Source organism: Streptomyces ipomoeae 91-03 (assembly GCF_000317595.1).
GTDB classification, from domain to species: domain Bacteria; phylum Actinomycetota; class Actinomycetes; order Streptomycetales; family Streptomycetaceae; genus Streptomyces; species Streptomyces ipomoeae.
Genome location: NZ_AEJC01000367.1, coordinates 1 through 23,338, shown reverse-complemented (window position 1 = coordinate 23,338; position 23,338 = coordinate 1). Strand labels below are relative to the sequence as shown.

Here is a 23,338-nt window from a genome sequence, read left to right as displayed (position 1 = left end):
CCGACCCCGAAGCGCCGGCCGCCGCCGACCCCGAAGCCGCCGCCGACCCCGAAACCCCAGCCGAAGCCGAACCCGAAGCCTCAGCCACAGCCGCCGTCAGCGCACTGCCGCTGCCACTCCCGCTCGCACTCCCCAACGCACCACCCAGCCGATCCACCCCGAACCGCAGCGCGGACGCATACGTGTCGTCGGGGTCCAGCCGGCGCAGCTCCTCCGTCAGCAGCTCGGAGGTCTCGCGGCGCTTCAGCGCGACCGCGCGGTCCGGCTGGCCCTCCAGCGTCAGCAGGGCGAGCCCCCCGGCGGGCCGGTACAGCCGGATGGGGCCGGTGCTGGTGAGCATCCGCACCTCGTTGAGGCCGGGCCCGGTCGCCACCCCGCGCCGTACATGCACATGGAGCCGGTCCGCCAGCCACATGGCGAGCAGCTCGACGCTCGGGTTGAACTCCTCGCCGTGCACCTCCGCGGAGATGACCTCGCACTCCACCTGGTCGAGCGCGGCGGCCAGCATGGAGCGCCAGGGGGTGATCCGGGTCCAGGCCAGATCGGTGTCGCCGGGCTCGTAGTTGTCCGCGCGGGCCCGCAGCTCGTCGATGGGCTTCTCGGCGGCGTAGCTGTCGGTGACCCGGCGCTGGGCGAGGGCGCCCAGCGGGTCGCGGGCCGGGTCGAGGGGCGCGTTGACCGGCCACCACACCACGACCGGCGCGTCCGGCAGCAGCAGCGGCAGGACCACCGACTGGGCGTGGTCGGCGACCTCGCCGTACAGCCGCAGGACGACCGTCTCGCCGGTGCCCGCGTCCGCGCCCACCCGCACCTCGGCGTCGAGATGGGACTTCGTACGGTCGCGGGGCCCGCGGGAGACGCGCTTGATGACCATGAGCGTGCGCGAGGGGTGCTCGCGGGAGGCGTCGTTCGCGGCCTTGAGCGCGTCGTACGCGTTCTCCTCGTCCGTCACGATGACCAGCGTCAGCACCATGCCGACGGCCGGGGTGCCGATCGCCCGGCGCCCCCTGACGAGCGCCTTGTTGATCTTGCTGGCCGTGGTGTCCGTGAGGTCTATCTTCATGGCCGGCGCCAGCTCCGTCCGTCTCGTTCGAGCATCTGGTCCGCCTCGACGGGACCCCAGGTGCCCGCCTGGTACTGCGCGGGCCTGCCGTGCTTGTCCCAGTACTCCTCGATCGGGTCGAGGATCTTCCAGGACAGCTCGACCTCCTCGGTGCGCGGGAAGAGGTTCGAGTCGCCGAGCAGGACGTCGAGGATCAGACGCTCGTACGCCTCGGGCGAGGACTCCGTGAAGGACTCGCCGTAGGCGAAGTCCATGGACACGTCCCGGATCTCCATCGACGTGCCGGGGACCTTCGAGCCGAAGCGGACCGTGACGCCCTCGTCCGGCTGGACGCGGATGACGATCGCGTTCTGGCCCAGTTCCTCGGTGGCGGTGGAGTCGAAGGGGGAGTGCGGGGCGCGCTGGAAGACGACCGCGATCTCCGTCACCCGGCGGCCGAGGCGCTTGCCCGTCCGCAGATAGAAGGGAACGCCCGCCCAGCGGCGGTTGTCGATCTCCACCTTGATCGCCGCGTAGGTGTCGGTCTTCGACTTGCGGTCGATGCCGTCCTCTTCGAGGTAGCCGATGACCTTCTCGCCGCCCTGCCAGCCGGCCGCGTACTGCGCGAACACGGTGTCCCGGCCCAGGTCCTTCGGCAGTCGCACCGCGCCGAGCACCTTGGTCTTCTCGGCGGCGAGCGCGTCCGCGTCGAAGGAGGCGGGCTCCTCCATGGCGGTCAGCGCCATCAGCTGGAGCAGGTGGTTCTGGATGACGTCACGGGCGGCGCCGATACCGTCGTAGTAGCCCGCCCGGCCGCCGATGCCGATGTCCTCGGCCATGGTGATCTGTACATGGTCGACGAAGGACCGGTTCCAGATCGGCTCGAACATCGTGTTGGCGAAGCGGAGCGCCAGGATGTTCTGGACGGTCTCCTTGCCCAGGTAGTGGTCGATGCGGAAGACCTGGTCCGGGGCGAAGACCTCGTGGACGATCGCGTTGAGCTCCTCGGCCGACTCCAGGTTGTGGCCGAACGGCTTCTCGATGACCGCGCGCCGCCAGGAGCCGCCCGTCTGATCGGCCAGCCCGTGCTTCTTCAGCTGCTGGATGACGACCGGGAAGGCGGACGGCGGAACGGAGAGATAGAAGGCGAAGTTGCCGCCGGTGCCCTGCGCCTTGTCCAGTTCCTCGATGGTGTCGCGCAGCCGCTCGAACGACTGGTCGTCGTCGAACGTGCCCTGCACGAAGCGCATGCCCTGGATGAGCTGCTGCCAGACCTCCTCGCGGAAGGGGGTGCGGGCGTGCTCCTTGACCGCGTCGTGGACCTCCTGCGCGAAGTCCTCGTTGGCCCACTCGCGGCGGGCGAAGCCGACGAGCGAGAAGCCCGGCGGCAGCAGTCCGCGGTTGGCGAGGTCGTACACGGCAGGCATCAGCTTCTTACGTGACAAGTCGCCTGTGACGCCGAAGATCACCAGGCCCGACGGCCCCGCGATACGCGGGAGCCGTCGGTCCGCGGCGTCACGCAGCGGATTGCTGCTCGACAAGGTGGATCAGCCCTCCGAGGGTGCGAGGCGCTCAAGCTCCGCCTCGGTCGACTTGAGCAGGTCGTTCCAGGACGCCTCGAACTTCTCGACGCCCTCGTCCTCCAGCAGCTGGACCACGTCGTCGTACGAGATCCCGAGCTTCTCGACCGCGTCGAGTTCGGCACGCGACTGCTCGTACGTCCCGGCGATCGCGTCGCCGCGGATCTCGCCGCTCTCCGCGGTGGCCTCCAGCGTGGCCTCCGGCATGGTGTTCACGGTGTTGGGCGCGACCAGCTCGTCGACGTACAGCGTGCTCTTGTAGGCCTTGTCCTTGACGCCGGTCGAGGCCCACAGCGGACGCTGCTTGTTGGCGCCCGCGCTCTCCAGGGCGCTCCAGCGCTCGGTGCCGAACACCTCCTCGTACGCCTGGTAGGCGAGGCGGGCGTTGGCGACACCGGCCTTGCCGCGGGCGGCCTTGGCCTCGTCGGTGCCGAGGGCGTCGATGCGCTTGTCGATCTCGGTGTCCACGCGGGACACGAAGAAGGACGCCACCGAGTGGATCTTGGAGAGGTCCAGGCCGCGCTCCTTGGCCTTCTCCAGACCGGCCAGGTAGGCGTCCATGACCGCGCGGTAGCGCTCCAGCGAGAAGATCAGCGTGACGTTGACGCTGATGCCGAGGCCGATGACCTCGGTGATCGCGGGCAGGCCCGCCTTCGTCGCCGGGATCTTGATCAGGGTGTTCGGGCGGTCCACCAGCCAGGCCAGCTGCTTGGCCTCGGCGACCGTCGCCGCCGTGTTGTGCGCCAGGCGCGGGTCGACCTCGATGGAGACCCGGCCGTCCTGGCCGCCGGTCGCGTCGAACACCGGGCGCAGGATGTCGGCGGCGTCGCGGACGTCCGCCGTCGTGATCATGCGGATCGCCTCTTCGACGGTGACCTTGCGGGCGGCGAGGTCGGCGAGCTGCTGCTCGTAACCGTCACCGCTGCTGATCGCCTTCTGGAAGATCGACGGGTTGGTGGTGACGCCCACGACGTGCTGCTGGTCGATCAGCTCGGCGAGGTTGCCGGACGTGATGCGCTTGCGCGACAGGTCGTCCAGCCAGATCGCGACGCCCTCCTCGGAGAGGCGCTTGAGTGCGTCTGTCATGGAATTACATCTCCTACGTGTCGTATATAGAGCGTCAGCGCTGGGTGGCCGCGATCGATTCCTGCGCGACGGCGGCCACGTTCTCCGCAGTGAAGCCGTACTCCTGGAAGAGGACCTTGCCGTCGGCCGAAGCGCCGAAGTGCTCCAGCGAAACGATGCGACCGGCGTCACCCACGTACTTGTGCCAGGTGAGCCCGATACCGGCCTCGACCGCGACACGCGCCTTGACGGACGGCGGCAGAACGCTGTCCCGGTACCCCTGGTCCTGCTCCTCGAACCACTCCACCGACGGCATGGACACGACCCGCGTGGGCACACCCTGCGCCTGAAGCCGCTCGCGCGCCTCGACCGCGATGTGCACCTCGGACCCGGTGGCGATCAGAATGACCTGCGGCTCGCCACCCTCGGCGTCGAAGAGGACGTAACCGCCCTTCGCCGCACCCTCGTTGGGCTCGTACGTCGGCACGCCCTGACGGGTGAGCGCGAGGCCGTGGGGGGCGCCCTTGCCGAACTCCTTGGTCCAGCGCCCCAGGATCTCGCGCCAGGCGATCGCCGTCTCGTTGGCGTCGGCGGGGCGGACGATGTTCAGACCCGGGATCGCCCGCAGCGAGGCGAGGTGCTCGACCGGCTGGTGCGTCGGGCCGTCCTCGCCGAGACCGATGGAGTCGTGCGTCCACACGTACGTCACCGGCAGGTGCATCAGCGCCGACAGACGGACGGCGTTGCGCATGTAGTCGGAGAACACGAGGAACGTGCCGCCGTAGACACGGGTGTTGCCGTGCAGCGCGATGCCGTTCATCTCCGCGGCCATGGAGTGCTCGCGGATACCGAAGTGGATCGTGCGGCCGTAGGGGTTCGCCTCCGGCAGCGGGTTGTCCGCCGGCAGGAAGGACGACGTCTTGTCGATCGTGGTGTTGTTCGAGCCGGCGAGGTCGGCGGAGCCGCCCCACAGCTCGGGGATCACCGCGCCGAGCGCCTGCAGGACCTTGCCGGACGCGGCACGCGTGGCGACACCCTTGCCCGCCTCGAACACCGGCAGATGCGACTCCCAGCCCTCGGGCAGCTCGCCCGCGGCGATCCGGTCGAACTCGGCGGCCCGCTCGGGGTTGTTGTCGCGCCACTCCTGGAGCTGCTTCTCCCAGGCCGCGCGGGCCTCACGGCCACGCTCGCCCAGGGCACGCGTGTGCTGGATGACCTCGTCGCCGACCTCGAAGTTCTTCTCCGGGTCGAAGCCGAGGACCCGCTTGGTGGCCGCGACCTCGTCCGCGCCGAGTGCCGAGCCGTGCGCGGCCTCGGTGTTCTGGGCGTTCGGGGCGGGCCAGGCGATGATCGAGCGCATCGCGATGAACGACGGCTTGTCCGTGACCGCCTTCGCGGCCTCGATCGCCTCGTACAGCGCGGCCGGGTCGAGGTCGCCGTTCTCCTTGGGCTCGACGCGCTGCACATGCCAGCCGTACGCCTCGTACCGCTTGGTGACGTCCTCGGAGACGGCCGTCTCGGTGTCGCCCTCGATCGAGATGTGGTTGTCGTCCCACAGCAGGACCAGGTTGCCGAGCTTCTGGTGACCGGCGAGGGACGACGCCTCGGCGGAGATGCCCTCCTGGAGGCAGCCGTCACCGGCGATCACGAAGACGTGGTGGTCGAACGGGGACTCGCCCTGCGGAGTCTCCGGGTCGAACAGACCGCGCTCGTAACGGGCGGCCATCGCCATGCCCACGGCGTTGGCGACACCCTGGCCGAGCGGACCGGTCGTCGTCTCGACGCCCTTGGTGTGTCCGTACTCCGGGTGGCCCGGGGTCTTCGAACCCCAGGTGCGGAAGGACTCCAGGTCCTGAAGCTCCAGGCCGAAGCCGCCCAGGTACAGCTGGATGTAGAGGGTCAGGGAGGAGTGGCCCGCGGACAGCACGAAGCGGTCACGGCCGGTCCAGTCGGGGTCGGCGGGGTCGTGGCGCATCACCTTCTGGAAGAGGGTGTACGCGGCGGGCGCGAGGCTCATCGCCGTACCCGGATGGCCGTTGCCGACCTTCTGTACGGCGTCGGCGGCCAGGATGCGGGCGGTGTCGACGGCCCGCTGGTCCAACTCGGTCCACGCGAGGTCTGTAGTGGTCGGCTTGGTGCTCACCCTGGGTCAGGGCTCCTCTCCACAGGTCTAGTGCCGGCGTTCTTCAGGGCGCCGGCCGCAGTCGAGCCTACCCCCGTAACAACGCGCGATTTTTCGAGTCATTCCAGACTGCCGGGACCGTCCCGGATCCGCTTCCCGACCGGCTGTTCCGCATGGTGAGACCAGGGGCTTCGGCCGTTCGACATCTGAATACGCAGCCGCTCATCCGACTGCTCAACCGAAGGGCGTCCGGCTCCTTCGACGGTGCCTCCCAACACGACCCGACCCCCTTGAAAGGCTGGCTCTGGGCAACGTCTACAGTGGCGTGGTACGCGCGAGCCGTCACGGGCAGTTCACAACCGGAGGGCTCGCTGGGAGTCTCTGTCAGGGGTGTGCGTGACGGCCGTCGAATCCCGTCCACCGGGAGTGCTCGGGGCAAGCAGCACGAGCAGCAGCCGGGGCCAGCGGCCGTTCGGGGCCCGCGTCAAGGCGTTCGTGGCGCTGACGAAGCCGCGGATCATCGAGCTTCTGCTGATCACCACCGTGCCGGTGATGTTCCTCGCCGAACAAGGCGTCCCCGACCTCTGGCTGGTGCTCGCCACCTGCGTCGGCGGCTATCTCTCCGCGGGCGGCGCCAACGCGCTCAACATGTACATCGACCGCGACATCGACGCCCTCATGCAGCGCACGTCGCAGCGCCCCCTCGTCACGGGCATGGTCACGCCACGTGAGGGCCTGGTCTTCGGCCTCACCCTCGCCGTCGTGTCCACCCTCTGGTTCGGTGTTCTCGTCAACTGGCTGTCCGCCTGGCTGTCGCTCGGAGCGCTCCTCTTCTACGTCGTCGTCTACACGATGATCCTCAAGAGACGTACGTCCCAGAACATCGTCTGGGGTGGCATCGCCGGCTGCATGCCGGTCCTCATCGGCTGGTCCGCCGTGACCGACTCGATGTCCTGGGCCGCCGTCGTTCTCTTCCTGGTCATCTTCTTCTGGACCCCGCCGCACTACTGGCCCCTCTCCATGAAGGTGAAGGACGACTACGCCCGGGTAGGCGTCCCGATGCTCCCGGTGATCGCCTCCAACAGGGTCGTGGCCCGCCAGATCGTCGTCTACAGCTGGGTCATGGTGGCCGTCTCCCTGTTGCTGACCCCCCTCGGCTACACGGGCTGGTTCTACACGACGGTGGCCCTGGTGACGGGCGGCTGGTGGCTGTGGGAGGCGCACGCGCTGCAGAACCGCGCGAAGGGTGGTGTGACAGGCGCGAAGCTGAAGGAGATGCGTCTGTTCCACTGGTCGATCACCTACGTGTCACTGCTGTTCGTGGCGGTGGCGGTGGACCCGTTCCTGCGGTGACCGCAGCGCGCCCCGAAGGGGCGCGGGGCCGTGTCGATTCGCGGCTCCGCCGCGTGGGCGCGGGCGACCGCGACGAACCCGCACTCGCCCACGCGGAACGGTGAGTGGTCAACCCCACCCACCCCACCTGTCGCCACACGCCTTACCCGTCGGTAGCATCCAGCCATGGCAGACACCAAGCAGGTTGACGAGGCCAAGGACCCCAAGGCGGCCGCGAAGGCCGACCGCAAGGCGGCCAGACTCGCGAAGCAGATCGGCACCTTCGCCAAGGCCCACGGCGGCGCCGAGGCCCAGGTCGCCTACATCGGCCGGCGCGGAGCGAGGATCGTGCTGGTCGGCGAGGACGGCGGATGGGGCGACCTGGTGGCACCCTCGTACGCGATCGCCGAGGCAGCAGTACAGAAGGCCGGCGTCACGGTCCACGAGGACTTCGACGGCGAGTTCGCGGCCAAGGTGAAGACCGGCCCGTACGAGTGGACACGGATGGCCGGAATCCAGGTCGGCGGTCCCAGCAACAGCAACACCTGAGCCTGCCTCATCCGTTAAACCCCGTAGCCGACGTAGTCGCCCCACGAGGGAGTCCGGATGATCGAAACGCCGTCGCTCGTGGACCAGTACTGCCACGGCGTACTGAGAACGGAACTGGGCCTCGGCACCTTCGAGGCCCACCTCGCCCGCAGTGAGGGCCCGCCCGCACCCGGCACCACGTTCTTCGACACCCAGACGGGTTTCGCGGTACGCCGCTGGTGCCCGCCCCTGCTCGGCCTGGAACCCCACTGCCCACCGGCCCGTTATCTGGCCCGGCGCCGTGAACTGGGCGTTCTGGAGGCGGGCCGCAGACTGCTCAGGGGCAGCGGTATCACCATCTACCTGGTCGACACCGGCCTGCCCGGCGATCTCACCGGCCCGCACGAGATGGCCTCCACGGGAGACGCCGTGGCCCATGAGATCGTCCGTCTCGAACTCCTCGCCGAACAGGTGGCCGACACCTCCGGCACCGTCGAGTCGTTCCTCGCCAACCTCGCCGAGTCGGTGCATGCCGCCGCCGCGAACGCCGTCGCCTTCGCGTCCGTGGCGGGTGTACGGCACGGGCTGGCGCTGGCACCCGAACCGCCGGGCCCGGGGGAGGTAAGGGGCGCCGCCGGGCGCTGGCTCGCGAGCCGTCCCGTCGGCGGCAGCCTCACCGACCCGGTCCTCCTGCGGCACCTGCTGTGGATCGCCGTCGCCTCCGGCCGCCCCCTCCAGCTCCACGCCGGTCTCGGTGAGCTCGGCCTGCGCATCGACCGCACGGACCCCGTCCTGCTCACCGACTTCGCCCGCGCCACGGCCGGCCTCGGCACCGATCTGGTCCTGCTGCACGGCTACCCGTACCACCGGCACGCGGCCCACCTCGCCGGGGTCTTCCCGCATGTGTACGCCGACCTCGGCGCCGAGCTGGTCCGCACCGGCGCCCGGGCCACCGCCGTACTCGCCGAGGTCCTCGAACTCGCCCCCTTCGGCAAGCTCCTCTTCTCCAGCGGCGCCCACGGCCTGCCCGAGCTGCACGTGGTCGGGGCCCGGCTGTTCCGCGAGGCGCTGGCACGGGTGCTGGGGACGTGGGTGGCCGAGGGCGCCTGGTCCCTGGTCGACGCGCAACGCGTGGCGGGGCTGATCGCGGCGGGGAACGCGCGACGGGTGTACGGGTTGGAGTGAAGGCGGGTGCACGGGTGGAGTGAAGGGGCGTACGGGTTGGAGCAACGGGGTGTGCGGGCCGGGGTGGTTGTACAGACTGGGCACATGACACTCAGCAACGGGGCCGTGTCGTTACCGCACACCGCCGTGGACACCAGCGCCCTGATCGACCGCTTCCTCGACGGACTCCAGGAGGTGACCCCGCTCGCCGTCTGGGCCCACGGCTCCCTCGGCGGCGGTGACTACCAGGAAGGCCGGAGCGACCTGGACCTGATCGCCGTCCTGGACGGTCCGATCACGGCCGCGACGGTCTGGCGGCTGGCCCGGCTGCACGCGCGGCTGAGTCGTGAGCCGCTCGCCGGGCGACTCCACTGCACGTATCTGACGCCCGACACGGCGGCCGGTGCCCAGCGGCGGCACCTCACCTGGGCGCACGGGCATCTGTTCAGGCGGACGGTCACCCCGGTCACCCGGCGGGAGCTGCACACGTTCGGCCTGGTGCTGCACGGTGAGCCGCCCAAGGGGCTGCTGCCGCCGGTGTCGGACATCGAGCTGGACGTCTTCGTCGTACGCGACCAGAAGGAGTTCTGGCGCCCGGCGGTCGACAAGGTTCACCTCTGGGACCAGGACGTCTGGGTCGACCTCGGTCTGCTCACCTTCGCCCGAGCCACCGCCACCCTCCGCGACGGCCGCCTGATCACCAAGCGCGAGGCCCTGGACCTGCTGCCCACCCTGGACGCGCCCGTCGAGGTGGTCGAGGACATCGGACGCCGACGGTACGGCGGAGCCCCGGTGGAGGTTCCCCACCGGTCCGAGCTGACCAGGGCGTACCTGGGCCCGGCGATCGATGAACTCGTACGGACGTACGGCTGACCGCCGGGCTGAGGTGCGCGACCGCCGGTCCCAGGCGCTCGACCGCCGTCTCAGGCGCTGGTGCCCACCGGCGACGCGGCGTCGACCGTCGGGCTCGGGCCCGGCACGTCCGCCTCGACCGCCGGCCGCTCCCGCAGGGACAGCAGCACCCGGAGCGTCGCGATCCACACCAGGCAGGAGCCGAACATATGGGCACCGACCAGGACCTCGGGGAGGTCGGTGAAGTACTGGATGTAACCCAGGGCGCCCTGGGCGAGGAGGATCAGGAACAGTTCACGGGTGCGGAGCAGCGGGCCCCGGGGGGCGTCGACCGCCTTGAGGACGAACCACAGCGCGAAGGTGAGCGTCACCACGATCCAGGCCAGGACGGCGTGCAGCTTGGTGACGTTCTCCCAGTTCAGGGGGATGCGCTCGACCTCGCTGGAGTCACCGGCGTGCGGACCGGCGCCGGTGACGACCGTGCCGACCGCGATCAGCAGGACCGTCGCTGCCACCAGGAACCACACCAGCTGCTGCACCGCCTTGCCGACCAGCGGACGCGGCGCGGTGTCACTCTCCCGGGTCCGCTGCCACATCACCGTGGCGACAGCGATCAGCGCGGTGGAGAGCAGGAAGTGCGCGGCCACCGTGTACGGGTTGAGGCCGACCAGCACGACGATGCCGCCGAGCACCGCGTTGCCCATGACCACCCAGAACTGCGCCCAGCCCAGCTTGGTGAGGCTGCGCCGGTACGGCTTCGCCGAGCGCGCGGCGATGATCGCCCAGCCGACCGCCGCGCACAGCACGTACGTCAGCATGCGGTTGCCGAACTCGATGACGCCGTGGATGCCCATCTCACGGGTGGCGGTCAGCGAGTCGTCGGTGCACTTGGGCCAGGTCGGGCAGCCGAGGCCCGACCCGGTGAGCCGTACGGCACCGCCGGTGACCACGATGACCACCGCCATGACGAGCGCGGCGAGGGCCGCCCGCCGGATCGTTTTGGGGTCCGGGGTCCAGCGTTCGGCGATGTGGGCGAGCGGGTTGCGCGCAGCGGAGACGACGTCGTCGCGGGTCACTTTCGGCACGCGCACCATGGTAGGCGGCTGCTTGTGCACGCGTTCACGAGGGGTCGGGCCGGGTCTGTGTCCTGCCCGTGGCCTGCGCTGACACCCCGACACCCCGGACGCCCGTGCGGTCACTCCCAGCGGAAGAAGCGCGCCGCGGCACCGAGGCCGAGCACCGCCCAGACAGCCAGTATGCCGAGGTCGCCCCATGGCACTCCCGCCCCGTGCTGGAGCACGTCCCGCAGGCCGTCCGACAGCGCGGCGATCGGCAGCAGCCCGAGCACGCTCTGCGCCGCGTCGGGGAACTTGTCCAGCGGGACCACGACCCCGCCGCCCACGAGCAGCAGCAGGAAGACCAGGTTCGCGGCGGCCAGCGTCGCCTCCGCCTTCAGCGTGCCCGCCATCAGCAGACCGAGGCCGGAGAAGGCCGCCGTACCGAGGACCAGGAGGAGAAGTACGGCCAACGGGTTGCCGTGTGGCGACCAGCCCATCGCGAAGGCGATCACCGTGAGCAGGACGACCTGGAGGACCTCGGTGACCAGCACGGACAGGGTCTTGGCGGTCATCAGGCCCCAGCGGGGGAGCGGCGAGACCGCCAGCCGCTTGAGCACGCCGTAGCGGCGCTCGAAGCCGGTGGCGATGGCCTGGCCGGTGAACGCCGTCGACATCACGGCGAGCGCGAGGATGCCGGGTGCGAGGAAGTCGACGGCCTTGCCCTCACCCGTGTCGACGATGTCCACGGAACCGAACAGCACCAGCAGGAGCGTCGGGATCACGACCGTCAACAGCAACTGCTCGCCGTTGCGCAGCAGCATCTTCGTCTCCAGCACCGCCTGCGCCGCGATCATGCGGGGGAGGGGGGCGGCGCCGGGCTTGGGCGCGTACGTACCAGCGCTCGTACCGATGCTCATGAGCGCAGCTCCTTGCCTGTCAGCTCAAGGCTGTGTCTTTCCGGGGGGCGACCCCCGGACCCTCGGCAGAGTGTGGTTCTGGCCGGAATCATGAGCGCAGCTCCTTGCCCGTCAACTCAAGAAAAACGTCTTCGAGGGTGTGCCGTTCCACCGAGATCCTGTCCGGCATCACTCCGTGCTGGGCGCACCAGGAGGTGACCGTCGCGAGGAGTTGGGGGTTGATCTTGCCGCTCACCCGGTAGACGCCGGGGGTGAGTTCGGCGGCGGTGGAGTCCGCGGGGAGGGCCTTCAGCAGGGAGCTGACGTCGAGGGCGGGGCGGCCGGTGAAGCGGAGGGTGTTCTCGGCACCGCCGCGGCACAGCTCCTCGGGGGTGCCCTGGGCTATGACCCGGCCGGCGTCGATGATCGCGACGTCGTCCGCGAGCTGCTCGGCCTCGTCCATGTAGTGCGTGGTGAGGATGACCGAGACGCCGTCGGCGCGCAGGTCCCGTACGAGGTCCCACGTGGCGCGGCGGGCCTGTGGGTCGAGGCCGGCGGTGGGCTCGTCGAGGAAGACCAGCTCGGGGCGGCCGACCACGGCCATCGCGAGGGCGAGCCGCTGCTGCTGGCCGCCGGAGAGCCGCCGGTACGTGGTACGGCCGCAGCTGCCGAGGCCCAGGCGTTCGATGAGGGCGTCGACGTCGAGGGGGTGGGCGTGGAGCTTGGCCACATGGCGGAGCATCTCGTCGGCACGGGCGCCGGAGTGGACGCCGCCGGACTGGAGCATGACGCCGATGCGGGGGCGCAGGGCGGCGGCCTCGCGGACCGGGTCGAGGCCGAGGACGCGGACCGTGCCGTCGTCGGGCTTCCGGTAGCCCTCGCAGGTCTCGATGGTGGTGGTCTTGCCCGCGCCGTTCGGGCCGAGTACGGCGGTGACGCCCGCCCCGGCCGTCAGGTCGAGGCCGTCCACCGCGGTCTTGTCGCCGTACCTCTTCAACAGGGCCCGGACCTGGACCACGGGGTCGCTTCGCATGGGCCTGAGTCTAGGTACGCGGATGGGTGCCGAGGTGGGCGGGTCGGTAGATCTCCTCCTCCGGGGGCGGTGCGGATTTCGCCCCCGCCGCCCTTACCCGTTCCCATCCCCGGGGGCGGCGCCCCTGTGGCCCCGCGCCCTCCCACCTGATCGATCAAAGATCATTTGCGCAGGTCAGGTTAGCTTTACCTAAGTGACGTAAGGCACCGTCCGGTGCCCCTGGCGCGGCTTGCTCGCCCCTGATGAATTACGCAACAATGGCGTTGTGAAAAACGTTGGCGAGGCTCCGCAGGAGGAACTCGCGGCTGGGTTGCGCTCGGATCGATCGACGCGCAACCGGGTCGCGCGGTCGATCCTGGACCACGGTCCGTCCACCGTGGCCGACCTCGCCGGACGCCTCGGCCTGACCCAGGCCGCCGTCCGCCGCCACCTCGACGCCCTGGTCGCCGACGATGTCGTAGAGCCCCGTGAGCAGCGTGTCTACGGCGCGCGCACGCGCGGGCGCCCGGCCAAGGTGTTCGCCCTGACGGACTGCGGCCGTGACGCCTTCGACCAGTCGTACGACAAGCTCGCCGCGGACGCGCTCCGCTGGATCGCTGACCGGGAGGGCGGCGCGCAGGCGGTCGCCGCCTTCGCTCGCGCCCGGGTCGCCGCCCAGGCGGGCGCTTACCGCAAGGCCGTCGAGGCGGCCGGCTCCGAACAGAAGACCGAAGCCCTGGCCAAGGCCTTGAGTGCTGACGGGTACGCTGCAACGGCGCGCAGCGCTCCCCACCCCCACCAGGGTGAGCAGCTCTGCCAGCACCACTGCCCGGTGGCCCATGTGGCCGAGCAGTTCCCGCAGCTCTGCGAGGCCGAGACCGAGCTCTTCGCCGAACTGCTCGGTACGCACGTCCAGCGGCTGGCCACCATCGCCCACGGCGACGGCGTCTGCACGACGTTCATCCCCAGAGTTTCAAAGACAGCCACCAACGCATCTGCAAGCACGGCCGGGAGGAACCCCGCATGACTCTCCCCATCGAGGAGACTGCCCACCCCGAACTCGAGGGTCTGGGTAAGTACGAATACGGCTGGGCGGACTCCGACGAGGCCGGTGCCGCTGCGAAGCGCGGTCTGAACGAGGAGGTCGTCCTCGACATCTCCGGCAAGAAGTCCGAGCCGGAGTGGATGACGAAGCTGCGTCTCAAGGGTCTGAAGCTCTTCGAGAAGAAGCCCATGCCGAACTGGGGCTCGGACCTGTCGGGCATCGACTTCGACAACATCAAGTACTTCGTACGCTCCACGGAGAAGCAGGCGGAGTCCTGGGAGGACCTGCCCGAGGACATCAAGAACACCTACGACAAGCTGGGCATCCCGGAGGCGGAGAAGCAGCGCCTCGTCGCCGGTGTCGCCGCCCAGTACGAGTCGGAGGTCGTCTACCACCAGATCCGTGAGGACCTGGAGGAGCAGGGTGTCATCTTCCTCGACACCGACACCGCGCTGAAGGAGCACCCGGAGCTCTTCAAGGAGTACTTCGGGACCGTCATCCCCGCCGGTGACAACAAGTTCGCGGCGCTGAACACCGCCGTGTGGTCCGGTGGGTCGTTCATCTACGTGCCGAAGGGCGTGCACGTCGAGATCCCGCTCCAGGCCTACTTCCGTATCAACACGGAGAACATGGGCCAGTTCGAGCGGACCCTGATCATCGTCGACGAGGGTGCCTATGTGCACTACGTCGAGGGTTGTACGGCCCCGATCTACAAGAGCGACTCTCTGCACAGCGCCGTCGTCGAGATCATCGTCAAGAAGAACGCCCGCTGCCGCTACACGACCATCCAGAACTGGTCGAACAACGTCTACAACCTGGTCACCAAGCGCGCCGTCGCCTACGAGGGCGCCACCATGGAGTGGATCGACGGCAACATCGGCTCCAAGGTGACGATGAAGTACCCGGCCGTCTACCTCATGGGCGAGCACGCCAAGGGTGAGACGCTCTCGATCGCTTTCGCGGGCGAGGGCCAGCACCAGGACGCTGGCGCCAAGATGGTCCACATGGCCCCGAACACCTCGTCGAACATCGTCTCGAAGTCGGTGGCGCGTGGCGGCGGTCGTACGTCGTACCGCGGTCTCATCGAGATCGGCGAGGGTGCGCCGGGTTCGAAGTCGAACGTCCTCTGTGACGCGCTGCTCGTCGACACCATCTCCCGCTCGGACACGTACCCGTACGTCGACGTCCGTGAGGACGACGTGTCCATGGGCCACGAGGCGACCGTCTCCAAGGTCTCCGAGGACCAGCTCTTCTATCTGATGAGCCGCGGTCTGTCGGAGGACGAGGCCATGGCGATGATCGTGCGCGGCTTCGTCGAGCCGATCGCCAAGGAACTGCCGATGGAGTACGCGCTGGAGCTCAACCGGCTGATCGAGCTGCAGATGGAGGGCGCGGTCGGCTGATCCGCCGCCCGTCCAGTAGCTAGCGGCCCGCCTCACAGGGCGGGCCGAGGATCGCAACACGTAGGAAAGAGAGCAGACCGACAGCCATGGCTGAGGCTCAGAACATCCCGGTGGGCAGCACGACCGCCGGCTCGATCGCGGTGGCCGCCGAGTCGACCGTCGCCACGCGCATGAGCGCGCCCCCGTCCTTCGACGTGGCGGACTTCCCGGTGCCGCACGGTCGGGAGGAGGAGTGGCGGTTCACCCCGCTGGAGCGGCTGCGCGGGCTGCACGACGGCACCGCCGTCGCCACCGGTGACGGCCTGAAGGTCGACGTCCAGGCCCCCGAAGGGGTCACCGTCGAGACCGTCGGCCGTGACGACGCGCGCATCGGCAAGGCCGGCACGCCCGTGGACCGGATCGCCGCGCAGGCGTACTCGGCGTTCGAGAAGGCCGGTGTGATCACCGTCGCCAAGGAGACGGTCCTCACCGAGCCGATCCGGATCGCCGTGCACGGCGAGGGCGGCACCGCCTTCGCCCACCAGGTGATCGAGCTGGGCGCCTTCGCCGAGGCCGTCGTCGTCATCGACCACACCGGTGACGCCGTCCTCGCCGCAAACGTCGACTACATCCTGGGCGACGGCGCCAAGCTGACCGTCGTCTCCGTCCAGGACTGGGACGACAAGGCCGTGCACGTGGCCCAGCACAACGCCCTCGTCGGCCGGGACGCCTCGTTCAAGTCCGTGGTCGTCACCTTCGGCGGCGACGTCGTACGGCTGCACCCGCGTGTGACGTACGCCGGCCCCGGCGGTGAGGCCGAGCTGTTCGGGCTGTACTTCACCGACGCCGGGCAGCACCAGGAGCACCGTCTGCTGGTCACGCACAACGTGCCGCACTGCAAGTCGAACGTGGTCTACAAGGGCGCGCTCCAGGGCGACGGCGCCCACGCGGTGTGGATCGGCGATGTGCTGATCGAGGCCAAGGCCGAGGGCACCGACACCTACGAGATGAACCGGAACCTGGTCCTCACGGACGGCGCCCGGGTCGACTCGGTGCCGAACCTGGAGATCGAGACCGGCGAGATCGTCGGCGCCGGCCACGCCAGCGCGACCGGTCGCTTCGACGACGAACAGCTCTTCTATCTGATGGCCCGCGGCATCCCGGCCGAGGAGGCCCGCCGCCTCGTCGTCCGCGGCTTCTTCGCCGAGCTGGTCCAGCAGATCGGCATCGACGACATCGAGGAGCGTCTGCTGGAGAAGATCGACGAGGAGCTGGAGGCGTCGGTCTGATGACCACCTTCGACCGTGCCCGTTTCGTTCGGGCCTGTGGGCTGAGCGAGCTGGAGGAGGACACCCCGAAGCGGGTGGAACTCGACGGCACGCCGGTCTCGGTCGTACAGACCGAGGGCGAGGTGTTCGCCATTTACGACATCTGCTCCCACGCGAACGTCTCGCTCTCCGAGGGCGAGGTGGAGGACTGCCAGATCGAGTGCTGGCTGCACGGCTCCAGCTTCGACCTCCGCACCGGCAAGCCGTCCGGCCTTCCCGCGACGCGCCCCGTCCCCGTATACCCCGTAAAGATCGAAGGGGACGACGTGCTCGTCTCCCTCACCCAGGAGTCCTGAGGCACCCATGGCAACGCTTGAAATCCGAGACCTGCACGTCACCGTCGAGGCCGACAACGCCACGAAGGAGATCCTCAAGGGTGTCGACCTGACCGTGAAGCAGGGCGAGACGCACGCCATCATGGGCCCCAACGGCTCCGGCAAGTCGACCCTCGCCTACTCGCTCGCGGGCCACCCGAAGTACACGATCACCGGCGGCACCGTGCTGCTCGATGGCGAGGACGTCCTGGAGATGTCCGTCGACGAGCGCGCCCGCGCGGGCCTGTTCCTGGCGATGCAGTACCCGGTCGAGGTTCCCGGTGTGTCCGTGTCGAACTTCCTGCGTACGTCCGCCACCGCGATTCGCGGCGAGGCCCCGAAGCTGCGCACCTGGGTGAAGGAGGTCAAGGAGGCCATGCAGCGCCTCAACATGGACCCCTCCTTCGCCGAGCGCAACGTCAACGAGGGCTTCTCCGGCGGTGAGAAGAAGCGCCACGAGATCCTCCAGCTCGAACTGCTCAAGCCCAAGATCGCGATCCTCGACGAGACGGACTCCGGTCTGGACGTCGACGCGCTCCGGGTCGTCTCCGAAGGCGTCAACCGTGTCCGCGAGACCGGCGAGGTCGGCACCCTGCTGATCACGCACTACACGCGCATCCTGCGCTACATCAAGCCCGACCACGTGCACGTCTTCTCCGCCGGCCGCATCGTGGAGTCCGGCGGCGCCGAGCTCGCCGACAAGCTGGAGGAAGAGGGCTACGAGGCTTACACGAAGGGTGGCGCATCCGAGTGACACAGTTGCCGGGCCTTCTCGACACCGAGGCGCTCCGCAAGGACTTCCCCATCCTGGACCGCCTGGTCCACGACGGTCAGAAGCTCGTGTACCTGGACAACGCGGCGACCTCGCAGAAGCCGCGCCAGGTGCTGGACGCCCTCGGCGAGTACTACGAGCGCTACAACGCCAACGTCCATCGCGGTGTGCATGTGCTCGCCGAGGAGGCCACGGCGCTGTACGAGGGCGCGCGTGACAAGGTCGCCGCGTTCATCAACGCGCCCAGCCGCGACGAGGTGATCTTCACCAAGAACGCCTCCGAGTCGCTGAACCTCGTGGCGAACATGCTCGGCTGGGCCGACGAGCCCTACCGGGTGGACTCCGAGACCGAGATCGTCATCACGGAGATGGAGCACCACTCCAACATCGTGCCGTGGCAGCTGCTGTCGCAGCGCACGGGCGCGAAGCTGAAGTGGTTCGGCCTCACGGACGACGGCCGCCTCGACCTGTCCAACATCGAGGAGATCATCACGGAGAAGACGAAGATCGTCTCCTTTGTGCTGGTGTCGAACATCCTGGGCACGGTCAACCCGGTCGAGACGATCATCCGCCGCGCGCAGGAAGTCGGCGCGCTGGTCTGCATCGACGCCTCCCAGGCCGCCCCGCACATGCCGTTGGACGTGCAGGCCCTCCAGGCCGACTTCGTGGCCTTCACCGGCCACAAGATGTGCGGCCCGACCGGCATCGGCGTCCTCTGGGGCCGCCAGGAGCTGCTTGAGGACCTGCCCCCGTTCCTCGGCGGCGGCGAGATGATCGAGACGGTGTCGATGCACTCCTCGACGTACGCCCCCGCGCCGCACAAGTTCGAGGCGGGCACCCCGCCGATCGCGCAGGCGGTGGGCCTGGGCGCGGCGATCGACTACCTGAACTCGATCGGCATGGACAAGATCCTCGCCCACGAGCACGCTCTCACCGAGTACGCGGTGAAGAAGCTCGCCGAGGTCCCGGACCTGCGCATCATCGGCCCGACCACGGCCGAGGACCGGGGCGCCGCGATCTCCTTCACGCTCGGGGACATCCACCCGCACGACGTGGGCCAGGTGCTGGACGAACAGGGCATCGCGGTCCGGGTGGGCCACCACTGCGCACGGCCCGTCTGCCTCAGGTACGGAATTCCCGCGACCACGCGAGCGTCGTTCTATCTGTACTCCACGCCGGCCGAGATCGACGCACTGGTGGACGGCCTGGAGCACGTCCGGAACTTCTTCGGCTGACGGGACGAGCGATCGCATGAAGCTGGATTCGATGTACCAGGAAGTCATCCTGGACCACTACAAGAACCCGCACGGGCGGGGCTTGCGGGATGGCGACGCCGAGGTGCACCACGTGAACCCGACGTGCGGCGACGAGATCACGCTCCGTGTGAAGTACGACGGCACGAGGATCGAGGACGTCTCGTACGAGGGCCAGGGCTGCTCGATCAGCCAGGCGAGCGCCTCCGTGCTGAACGAACTGCTGGTCGGCAAGGAACTCTCGGACGCGCGGAAGATCCAGGAGACCTTCCTGGAACTGATGCAGTCCAAGGGGAAGATCGAGCCGGACGACGCGATGGAGGACGTCCTGGAGGACGCCGTCGCGTTCGCCGGAGTCTCCAAGTACCCCGCCCGGGTCAAGTGCGCCCTCCTGAGCTGGATGGCGTGGAAGGACGCGACGGCCCAGGCGCTGGGCGGAGCGGACGCCGAAAGGAAGACGGCATGAGCGACACCGTGGAGATGAAGCCGGCCTCCGAGGACGAGATCCGCGAGGCCCTGTACGACGTCGTCGACCCCGAACTGGGCATCGACGTCGTCAACCTCGGCCTCATCTACGGCATCCACATCGACGACGCGAACATCGCGACGATCGACATGACCCTGACCTCCGCGGCCTGCCCGCTGACGGACGTCATCGAGGACCAGGCCAAGTCCGCCACGGACGGTCTCGTCAACGAACTCCGCATCAACTGGGTCTGGATGCCCCCGTGGGGCCCCGACAAGATCACCGACGACGGCCGCGAACAGCTCCGCGCACTCGGCTTCAACGTCTGAGATCGAACCGAACACGACTGTGGCCCCCGGTGGTTCGCCGGGGGCCACAGTGCTGTTCAGGGGCTGGTCAGGAGGAGAAGGACCTGACCAGGCTGAAGGTGGAGTCCGCGTAGAAGAGGCGGCTGTAGTCGTAGCGCTCCAGGCGGAGTTGGAAGCTGCGGTGGCGGACGAAGTATCCGGGGTAGTTCACCGACTCCAGCATGACCGTGCCCGACGTGTACGAGCGGGGGCAGAACGTGGCGTCCTGTTTGAAGAGCGCCGAGCCGTCGTTGCCGGAAGCGCGCAGGACGAAGTTCTGGTGGCGGACGTAGCGGCCGTCCGTCATGCGGAAGGAGTAGCAGGAGGAGTTCGCGAGGCCGGAGACCAGTTTGAAGGAGGAGTCCTCCCTGGTCTCGCTGCCGCTGCGGGAACTCACCTGGTCCAGCTGGATCACACCGCTGCGCAGATGCCAGTAACGGTCCGGGTAGTTGATCGACCGTACGGACTTCCAGGACGTGGACGTGGACGGCGGCTTCTTGCTGGGGGCCGTCGAATTCGTCGGCTTGGCCGTCGGCTTCGCTCCGCCCTGCTGCTTGTCGTCGGACGAGTCGGAGTCCTTGGAGGACGAGTCCGAGGAGTCCTTGTCCTGATCGTCGTCGTTCCGCGCCTCGTCCTCGGCGCCCTGTGGCTCGGACAGGCCGCTCTTGCCGTCGGGGGCCGCCGTCGAGGACGGTGGGGCCTCCGGCAGGGTGAGGTCGGGGAGTACCGAGTCGCCGGCCGCGGTGGTCCGGTCCCCGCCGCTCCGTGATGTGTCGTCATCTTCCGTGCCCTGCAGCATGAGCGCGGTCACGCAGGACGACACGACGGCCAGGGCGAGCGCACCGGCCAGCCAGAGGCGGCGCGTGCCCGGTATTCGGGTGTCGTTCGGGGCGACACCGGTCTCCCACACCTTCGCGGAGGCGAGCACCGGAAGGTTGGGAGTGGTCTGGTCCGGATCAGGTCCGGGCTTTCTTGGTGGCATGCGCGGTTCCCTCGGCGTCGCACAGGCGGACGCGAATTCGTCATGCGGGTCAGGGAGATGGTCGATGTCACCGATGTGCGACAACCTTGGCGGTCGTCACACATCCAGGAGATTGACCGTTGAAACAGTAGTGGACCAAGTGGCGTCCGTGGAGCCGTTTCCTCAAGCGCTTCATAACGGAACGGCCCCGAAAGGACGGCCTGTTCACGCCTCGCGGTGCGGGAGGGGGCCGTCGGCGCGCCGGGAAGGCCGCGAACCCTCCATGAATGTCTCGTTACGGTGCGATCGCCCTTCAACGTCGCGAGTGTTCCGGAGAGCTGGTACGCGTTCAGGTCGTTGGGGCGCGCCCATATGTACGGGCGTACGCATCATGTGTACGCTCGTACACATGGGATATCTGCTGCTCGTCTGCGCCATCGCCGCCGAGGTCGCCGCCACCACCGCCATGAAGTACGGCGACGGCTTCAGCAAGCTGCTCCCCTCGGTGGTCACCGCCGTCGGCTACGTCGTCTCCTTCGTGCTGCTCGCCCAGGCGCTGAAGTCGATGTCGATCGGCACCGCCTACGCGATCTGGTCCGGCGTCGGCACCGCCAGCGTCGCCGCGCTCGGACTGGTGCTCTTCAATGAGGGGCTGGGCCTCGCCAAGGTCGCCGGGATCGTGCTGATCATCGCCGGAGTGGTCGTGCTGAACCTGGGAGGCGCCCACTGATGGCCCGGCGCTACGACCCCGAGCGACGGCAGCGGATCATCGACGCGGCGATCCGTGTGGTCGGCGAGAAGGGCATCGCCGGTCTGAGCCACCGCACCGTCGCCGCCGAGGCGGACGTCCCGCTCGGCTCGACGACGTACCACTTCAAGGACCTCGACGACCTGCTGGTCGCCGCCCTGCGCCAGGCCAACGACGGCTTCGCCAAGACCGTTGCCGCGCGCGGTGCCCTCCAGGACCCCGACACCGACCTCGCCGCCGAACTCGCCGCGCTGGGCCGAGAATGGCTCTCCGGCGACCGTACGGGCATCGAGGTGGAGTACGAGCTCTACCTCGCCGCCCTGCGCCGCCCCGCCCTCCGCGCCGTCGCCGACGAATGGGGCCGCGGCTTCGCCGACTGCCTCGCCCACCGCACCGACCCGGTGACCGCCCGCGCCCTGGTCGCCCTGGTCGACGGGATCTGCCTGCAGGTGCTGCTGACCGGGGCGCCGTACGACGAGGAGTACGCGCGGGAGGTGCTGGGGCGGGTGATTCCCTGAGCTTCTGCTCGGCGCCGGCGTCATGCCGGCGTCATTGGGGCGGCGAGGACGACGGGAGCGAGTGACTGATCGACCCGCGGACGTACGACCTCCTCGGCGTGCGGGTGATCAAGGACGGCAAGGTGGTGTATGTCCACATTGGTGCCCGGCCCCTGAGATGCCCCGGCCCTGGGTTGGCCCGCACAGCCCCTGGACAGTTAGGTTGCCCTCATGACCGACACGACTGCTCCTCGCACCACCGGCGCCGTGGCCGCCGGCCTCGCCACGATCGCCGCCGACGGCACTGTTCTCGACACCTGGTTCCCCGCGCCCGAACTCGTCGCCGAGCCGGGCCCGTCCGGTTCCGAGCGGCTCTCCGCCGAGCAGGCCTCCGAGCTGCTCGGCGGTGGCGCGACCGCGGCGCTCGGTCCGGACGCGCGCCGGGGCGTCGAGGTGGTCGCGGTCCGTACGGTCATCTCCTCGCTCGACGAGAAGCCGATCGACACGCACGACACCTACCTGCGTCTGCATCTGCTCTCGCACCGTCTGGTCAAGCCGCACGGCCAGAGCCTGGACGGCATCTTCGGCCTCCTCGCCAACGTCGCCTGGACCTCGCTCGGCCCGGTCGCCGTCGACGACCTGGAGAAGGTGCGCCTGAACGCCCGCGCGGAGGGCCTGCACCTCCAGGTGACGTCCGTCGACAAGTTCCCGCGCATGACGGACTACGTGGCCCCCAAGGGCGTCCGTATCGCCGACGCCGACCGGGTCCGGCTCGGCGCGCACCTCGCCGAGGGCACCACGGTCATGCACGAGGGCTTCGTCAACTTCAACGCCGGCACGCTCGGCACGTCGATGGTCGAGGGCCGTATCTCCGCCGGTGTCGTCGTCGGCGACGGCTCCGACATCGGCGGCGGCGCCTCCACCATGGGCACCCTCTCCGGCGGCGGCAACGTCATCATCTCCATCGGCGAGCGCTGCCTGATCGGCGCCGAGGCGGGCGTCGGCATCGCCCTCGGCGACGAGTGCGTGGTCGAGGCCGGTCTGTACATCACCGCCGGCACCCGCGTCACCATGCCCGACGGCCAGGTCGTCAAGGCCCGCGAACTCTCCGGCGCCTCCCACATCCTCTTCCGCCGCAACTCGGTCACCGGCACCGTCGAGGCCCGCCCGAACAACGCGGTCTGGGGCGGCCTGAACGAGATCCTGCACAGCCACAACTGAGCCCGTAAGGGTTGCTCCGCGTGACCTCCGCGCGGTTCAGGCAGATGAACTGGTGGACCCAGTGTCCGATCAGCTGCCGAACCGACGAAATGAGGGACCGAGGGATGAGGAACGACCGGGCGAGGACCGTGGCGCGAGTGGTCACCGGGGTGCTGGCGGCGGCGGTGATGTGCGGGCTGTCGGCCGGGGCCGCGTACGCCGACGAGACCAACAAGTCCTCGCACAACGGCCCCCGGATCGGACTCGTCAACGTCGGCCAGGTCGACGACCCGATGGAGGACGTGCTGGAGCACACCCTGCTGTTCGGGGACGGACACACCTGGAGCGGAGCCTGACGGCAGGCCGCCCGTGGG

General features: G+C 69.1%; 24 protein-coding genes. 16 read left to right on the top strand and 8 right to left on the bottom strand.

The genetic code is table 11. The annotated features are described in order from the left end of the window. The 4 genes from opcA to tkt form a co-directional block, all read right to left on the bottom strand. A partial coding sequence (gene opcA, locus STRIP9103_RS23625; protein ID WP_009320636.1) for a glucose-6-phosphate dehydrogenase assembly protein OpcA occupies positions 1-1,063 on the bottom strand: 1,063 nt, incomplete at its 3' end. Next, entirely contained in the window at positions 1,060-2,583 is a 1,524-nt protein-coding gene (gene zwf / locus STRIP9103_RS23620; RefSeq protein ID WP_009320642.1) for a glucose-6-phosphate dehydrogenase, read from the bottom strand. The genes opcA and zwf, both read right to left, overlap by 4 nt. Before the next feature lie 6 nt (positions 2,584-2,589). Next, the gene (gene tal, locus STRIP9103_RS23615) at positions 2,590-3,708 is read right to left on the bottom strand and encodes a transaldolase (RefSeq protein WP_009320613.1); all 1,119 of its coding nucleotides are present in this window, start codon (positions 3,706-3,708) and stop codon (positions 2,590-2,592) included. A 34-nt stretch (positions 3,709-3,742) separates the two neighbouring features. After that, a complete protein-coding gene (tkt, locus tag STRIP9103_RS23610) occupies positions 3,743-5,830 on the bottom strand; it encodes a transketolase (RefSeq protein WP_009320620.1) in 2,088 nt (695 codons plus the stop codon). Between the two features lie 375 nt (positions 5,831-6,205). Here tkt and STRIP9103_RS23605 point away from each other — a divergent pair, with 375 nt between their 5' ends. The 4 genes from STRIP9103_RS23605 to STRIP9103_RS23590 all read left to right on the top strand — a co-directional run bounded on the left by STRIP9103_RS23605 (position 6,206) and on the right by STRIP9103_RS23590 (position 9,706). Continuing rightward, positions 6,206-7,162 carry a heme o synthase gene (locus STRIP9103_RS23605; RefSeq protein WP_009320631.1) on the top strand — a complete coding sequence of 319 codons (957 nt, stop codon included), beginning with the start codon at positions 6,206-6,208 and terminating at the stop codon, positions 7,160-7,162. Positions 7,163-7,327: 165 nt separating this feature from the next. Then, positions 7,328-7,690 carry a hypothetical protein gene (locus STRIP9103_RS23600; protein ID WP_009320644.1) on the top strand — a complete coding sequence of 121 codons (363 nt, stop codon included), beginning with the start codon at positions 7,328-7,330 and terminating at the stop codon, positions 7,688-7,690. A gap of 57 nt (positions 7,691-7,747) precedes the next feature. After that, positions 7,748-8,854, top strand: a complete 1,107-nt coding sequence (locus STRIP9103_RS23595; RefSeq protein WP_009320643.1) for an amidohydrolase family protein — start codon at positions 7,748-7,750, stop codon at positions 8,852-8,854. Positions 8,855-8,938: 84 nt separating this feature from the next. Then, positions 8,939-9,706, top strand: coding sequence for a hypothetical protein (locus STRIP9103_RS23590; protein ID WP_048820834.1), 768 nt, complete (start codon positions 8,939-8,941; stop codon positions 9,704-9,706). 50 nt (positions 9,707-9,756) lie between these two features. Here the strand turns inward: STRIP9103_RS23590 and STRIP9103_RS23585 are convergent, their stop codons facing one another. From STRIP9103_RS23585 to STRIP9103_RS23575, 3 genes are all read right to left on the bottom strand, one after another. Beyond that, positions 9,757-10,779 (bottom strand): COX15/CtaA family protein, encoded by a 1,023-nt coding sequence (locus STRIP9103_RS23585; RefSeq protein ID WP_048820833.1) that lies wholly within the window; start codon positions 10,777-10,779, stop codon positions 9,757-9,759. A 101-nt stretch (positions 10,780-10,880) separates the two neighbouring features. Further along, the gene (locus tag STRIP9103_RS23580; RefSeq protein WP_009320616.1) at positions 10,881-11,660 is read right to left on the bottom strand and encodes an ABC transporter permease; all 780 of its coding nucleotides are present in this window, start codon (positions 11,658-11,660) and stop codon (positions 10,881-10,883) included. A gap of 88 nt (positions 11,661-11,748) precedes the next feature. Then, positions 11,749-12,672 (bottom strand): ABC transporter ATP-binding protein, encoded by a 924-nt coding sequence (locus STRIP9103_RS23575; RefSeq protein WP_009320618.1) that lies wholly within the window; start codon positions 12,670-12,672, stop codon positions 11,749-11,751. 265 nt (positions 12,673-12,937) lie between these two features. Here STRIP9103_RS23575 and STRIP9103_RS23570 point away from each other — a divergent pair, with 265 nt between their 5' ends. The 8 genes from STRIP9103_RS23570 to STRIP9103_RS23535 all read left to right on the top strand — a co-directional run bounded on the left by STRIP9103_RS23570 (position 12,938) and on the right by STRIP9103_RS23535 (position 19,540). Next, complete coding sequence (locus tag STRIP9103_RS23570; RefSeq protein ID WP_048820832.1) at positions 12,938-13,678, top strand: helix-turn-helix transcriptional regulator; 741 nt, start codon at positions 12,938-12,940, stop codon at positions 13,676-13,678. Further along, a complete protein-coding gene (sufB, locus tag STRIP9103_RS23565; protein ID WP_009320609.1) occupies positions 13,675-15,099 on the top strand; it encodes a Fe-S cluster assembly protein SufB in 1,425 nt (474 codons plus the stop codon). Before STRIP9103_RS23570 ends, sufB begins: the two co-directional genes overlap by 4 nt. A gap of 86 nt (positions 15,100-15,185) precedes the next feature. Next, positions 15,186-16,367, top strand: coding sequence for a Fe-S cluster assembly protein SufD (sufD, locus tag STRIP9103_RS23560; protein WP_009320611.1), 1,182 nt, complete (start codon positions 15,186-15,188; stop codon positions 16,365-16,367). Continuing rightward, positions 16,367-16,702, top strand: a complete 336-nt coding sequence (locus tag STRIP9103_RS23555; RefSeq protein WP_009320632.1) for a non-heme iron oxygenase ferredoxin subunit — start codon at positions 16,367-16,369, stop codon at positions 16,700-16,702. The genes sufD and STRIP9103_RS23555 overlap by 1 nt, the downstream gene beginning before the upstream one ends. Positions 16,703-16,709: 7 nt before the next feature. After that, positions 16,710-17,474, top strand: coding sequence for a Fe-S cluster assembly ATPase SufC (gene sufC, locus STRIP9103_RS23550; RefSeq protein ID WP_009320628.1), 765 nt, complete (start codon positions 16,710-16,712; stop codon positions 17,472-17,474). Continuing rightward, positions 17,471-18,727 (top strand): cysteine desulfurase, encoded by a 1,257-nt coding sequence (locus STRIP9103_RS23545; RefSeq protein WP_009320623.1) that lies wholly within the window; start codon positions 17,471-17,473, stop codon positions 18,725-18,727. Before sufC ends, STRIP9103_RS23545 begins: the two co-directional genes overlap by 4 nt. A 16-nt stretch (positions 18,728-18,743) precedes the next feature. Further along, the gene (gene sufU / locus STRIP9103_RS23540) at positions 18,744-19,211 is read left to right on the top strand and encodes a Fe-S cluster assembly sulfur transfer protein SufU (protein WP_009320640.1); all 468 of its coding nucleotides are present in this window, start codon (positions 18,744-18,746) and stop codon (positions 19,209-19,211) included. Further along, the gene (locus STRIP9103_RS23535; RefSeq protein ID WP_009320634.1) at positions 19,208-19,540 is read left to right on the top strand and encodes a metal-sulfur cluster assembly factor; all 333 of its coding nucleotides are present in this window, start codon (positions 19,208-19,210) and stop codon (positions 19,538-19,540) included. Before sufU ends, STRIP9103_RS23535 begins: the two co-directional genes overlap by 4 nt. Positions 19,541-19,607: 67 nt before the next feature. Here the strand turns inward: STRIP9103_RS23535 and STRIP9103_RS23530 are convergent, their stop codons facing one another. Then, positions 19,608-20,540, bottom strand: a complete 933-nt coding sequence (locus tag STRIP9103_RS23530; RefSeq protein ID WP_009320626.1) for an AbfB domain-containing protein — start codon at positions 20,538-20,540, stop codon at positions 19,608-19,610. A gap of 388 nt (positions 20,541-20,928) precedes the next feature. Between STRIP9103_RS23530 and STRIP9103_RS23525 the strand changes: the two genes are divergently transcribed. The 4 genes from STRIP9103_RS23525 to STRIP9103_RS23510 all read left to right on the top strand — a co-directional run bounded on the left by STRIP9103_RS23525 (position 20,929) and on the right by STRIP9103_RS23510 (position 23,320). After that, the gene (locus tag STRIP9103_RS23525; protein WP_009320622.1) at positions 20,929-21,249 is read left to right on the top strand and encodes a DMT family transporter; all 321 of its coding nucleotides are present in this window, start codon (positions 20,929-20,931) and stop codon (positions 21,247-21,249) included. Beyond that, positions 21,249-21,785, top strand: coding sequence for a TetR/AcrR family transcriptional regulator (locus tag STRIP9103_RS23520; protein ID WP_009320638.1), 537 nt, complete (start codon positions 21,249-21,251; stop codon positions 21,783-21,785). Before STRIP9103_RS23525 ends, STRIP9103_RS23520 begins: the two co-directional genes overlap by 1 nt. A 210-nt stretch (positions 21,786-21,995) precedes the next feature. After that, a complete protein-coding gene (dapD, locus tag STRIP9103_RS23515) occupies positions 21,996-22,985 on the top strand; it encodes a 2,3,4,5-tetrahydropyridine-2,6-dicarboxylate N-succinyltransferase (protein WP_009320629.1) in 990 nt (329 codons plus the stop codon). A 104-nt stretch (positions 22,986-23,089) separates the two neighbouring features. Beyond that, positions 23,090-23,320 carry a hypothetical protein gene (locus tag STRIP9103_RS23510; protein WP_009320607.1) on the top strand — a complete coding sequence of 77 codons (231 nt, stop codon included), beginning with the start codon at positions 23,090-23,092 and terminating at the stop codon, positions 23,318-23,320. Positions 23,321-23,338 lie beyond the last annotated feature (18 nt).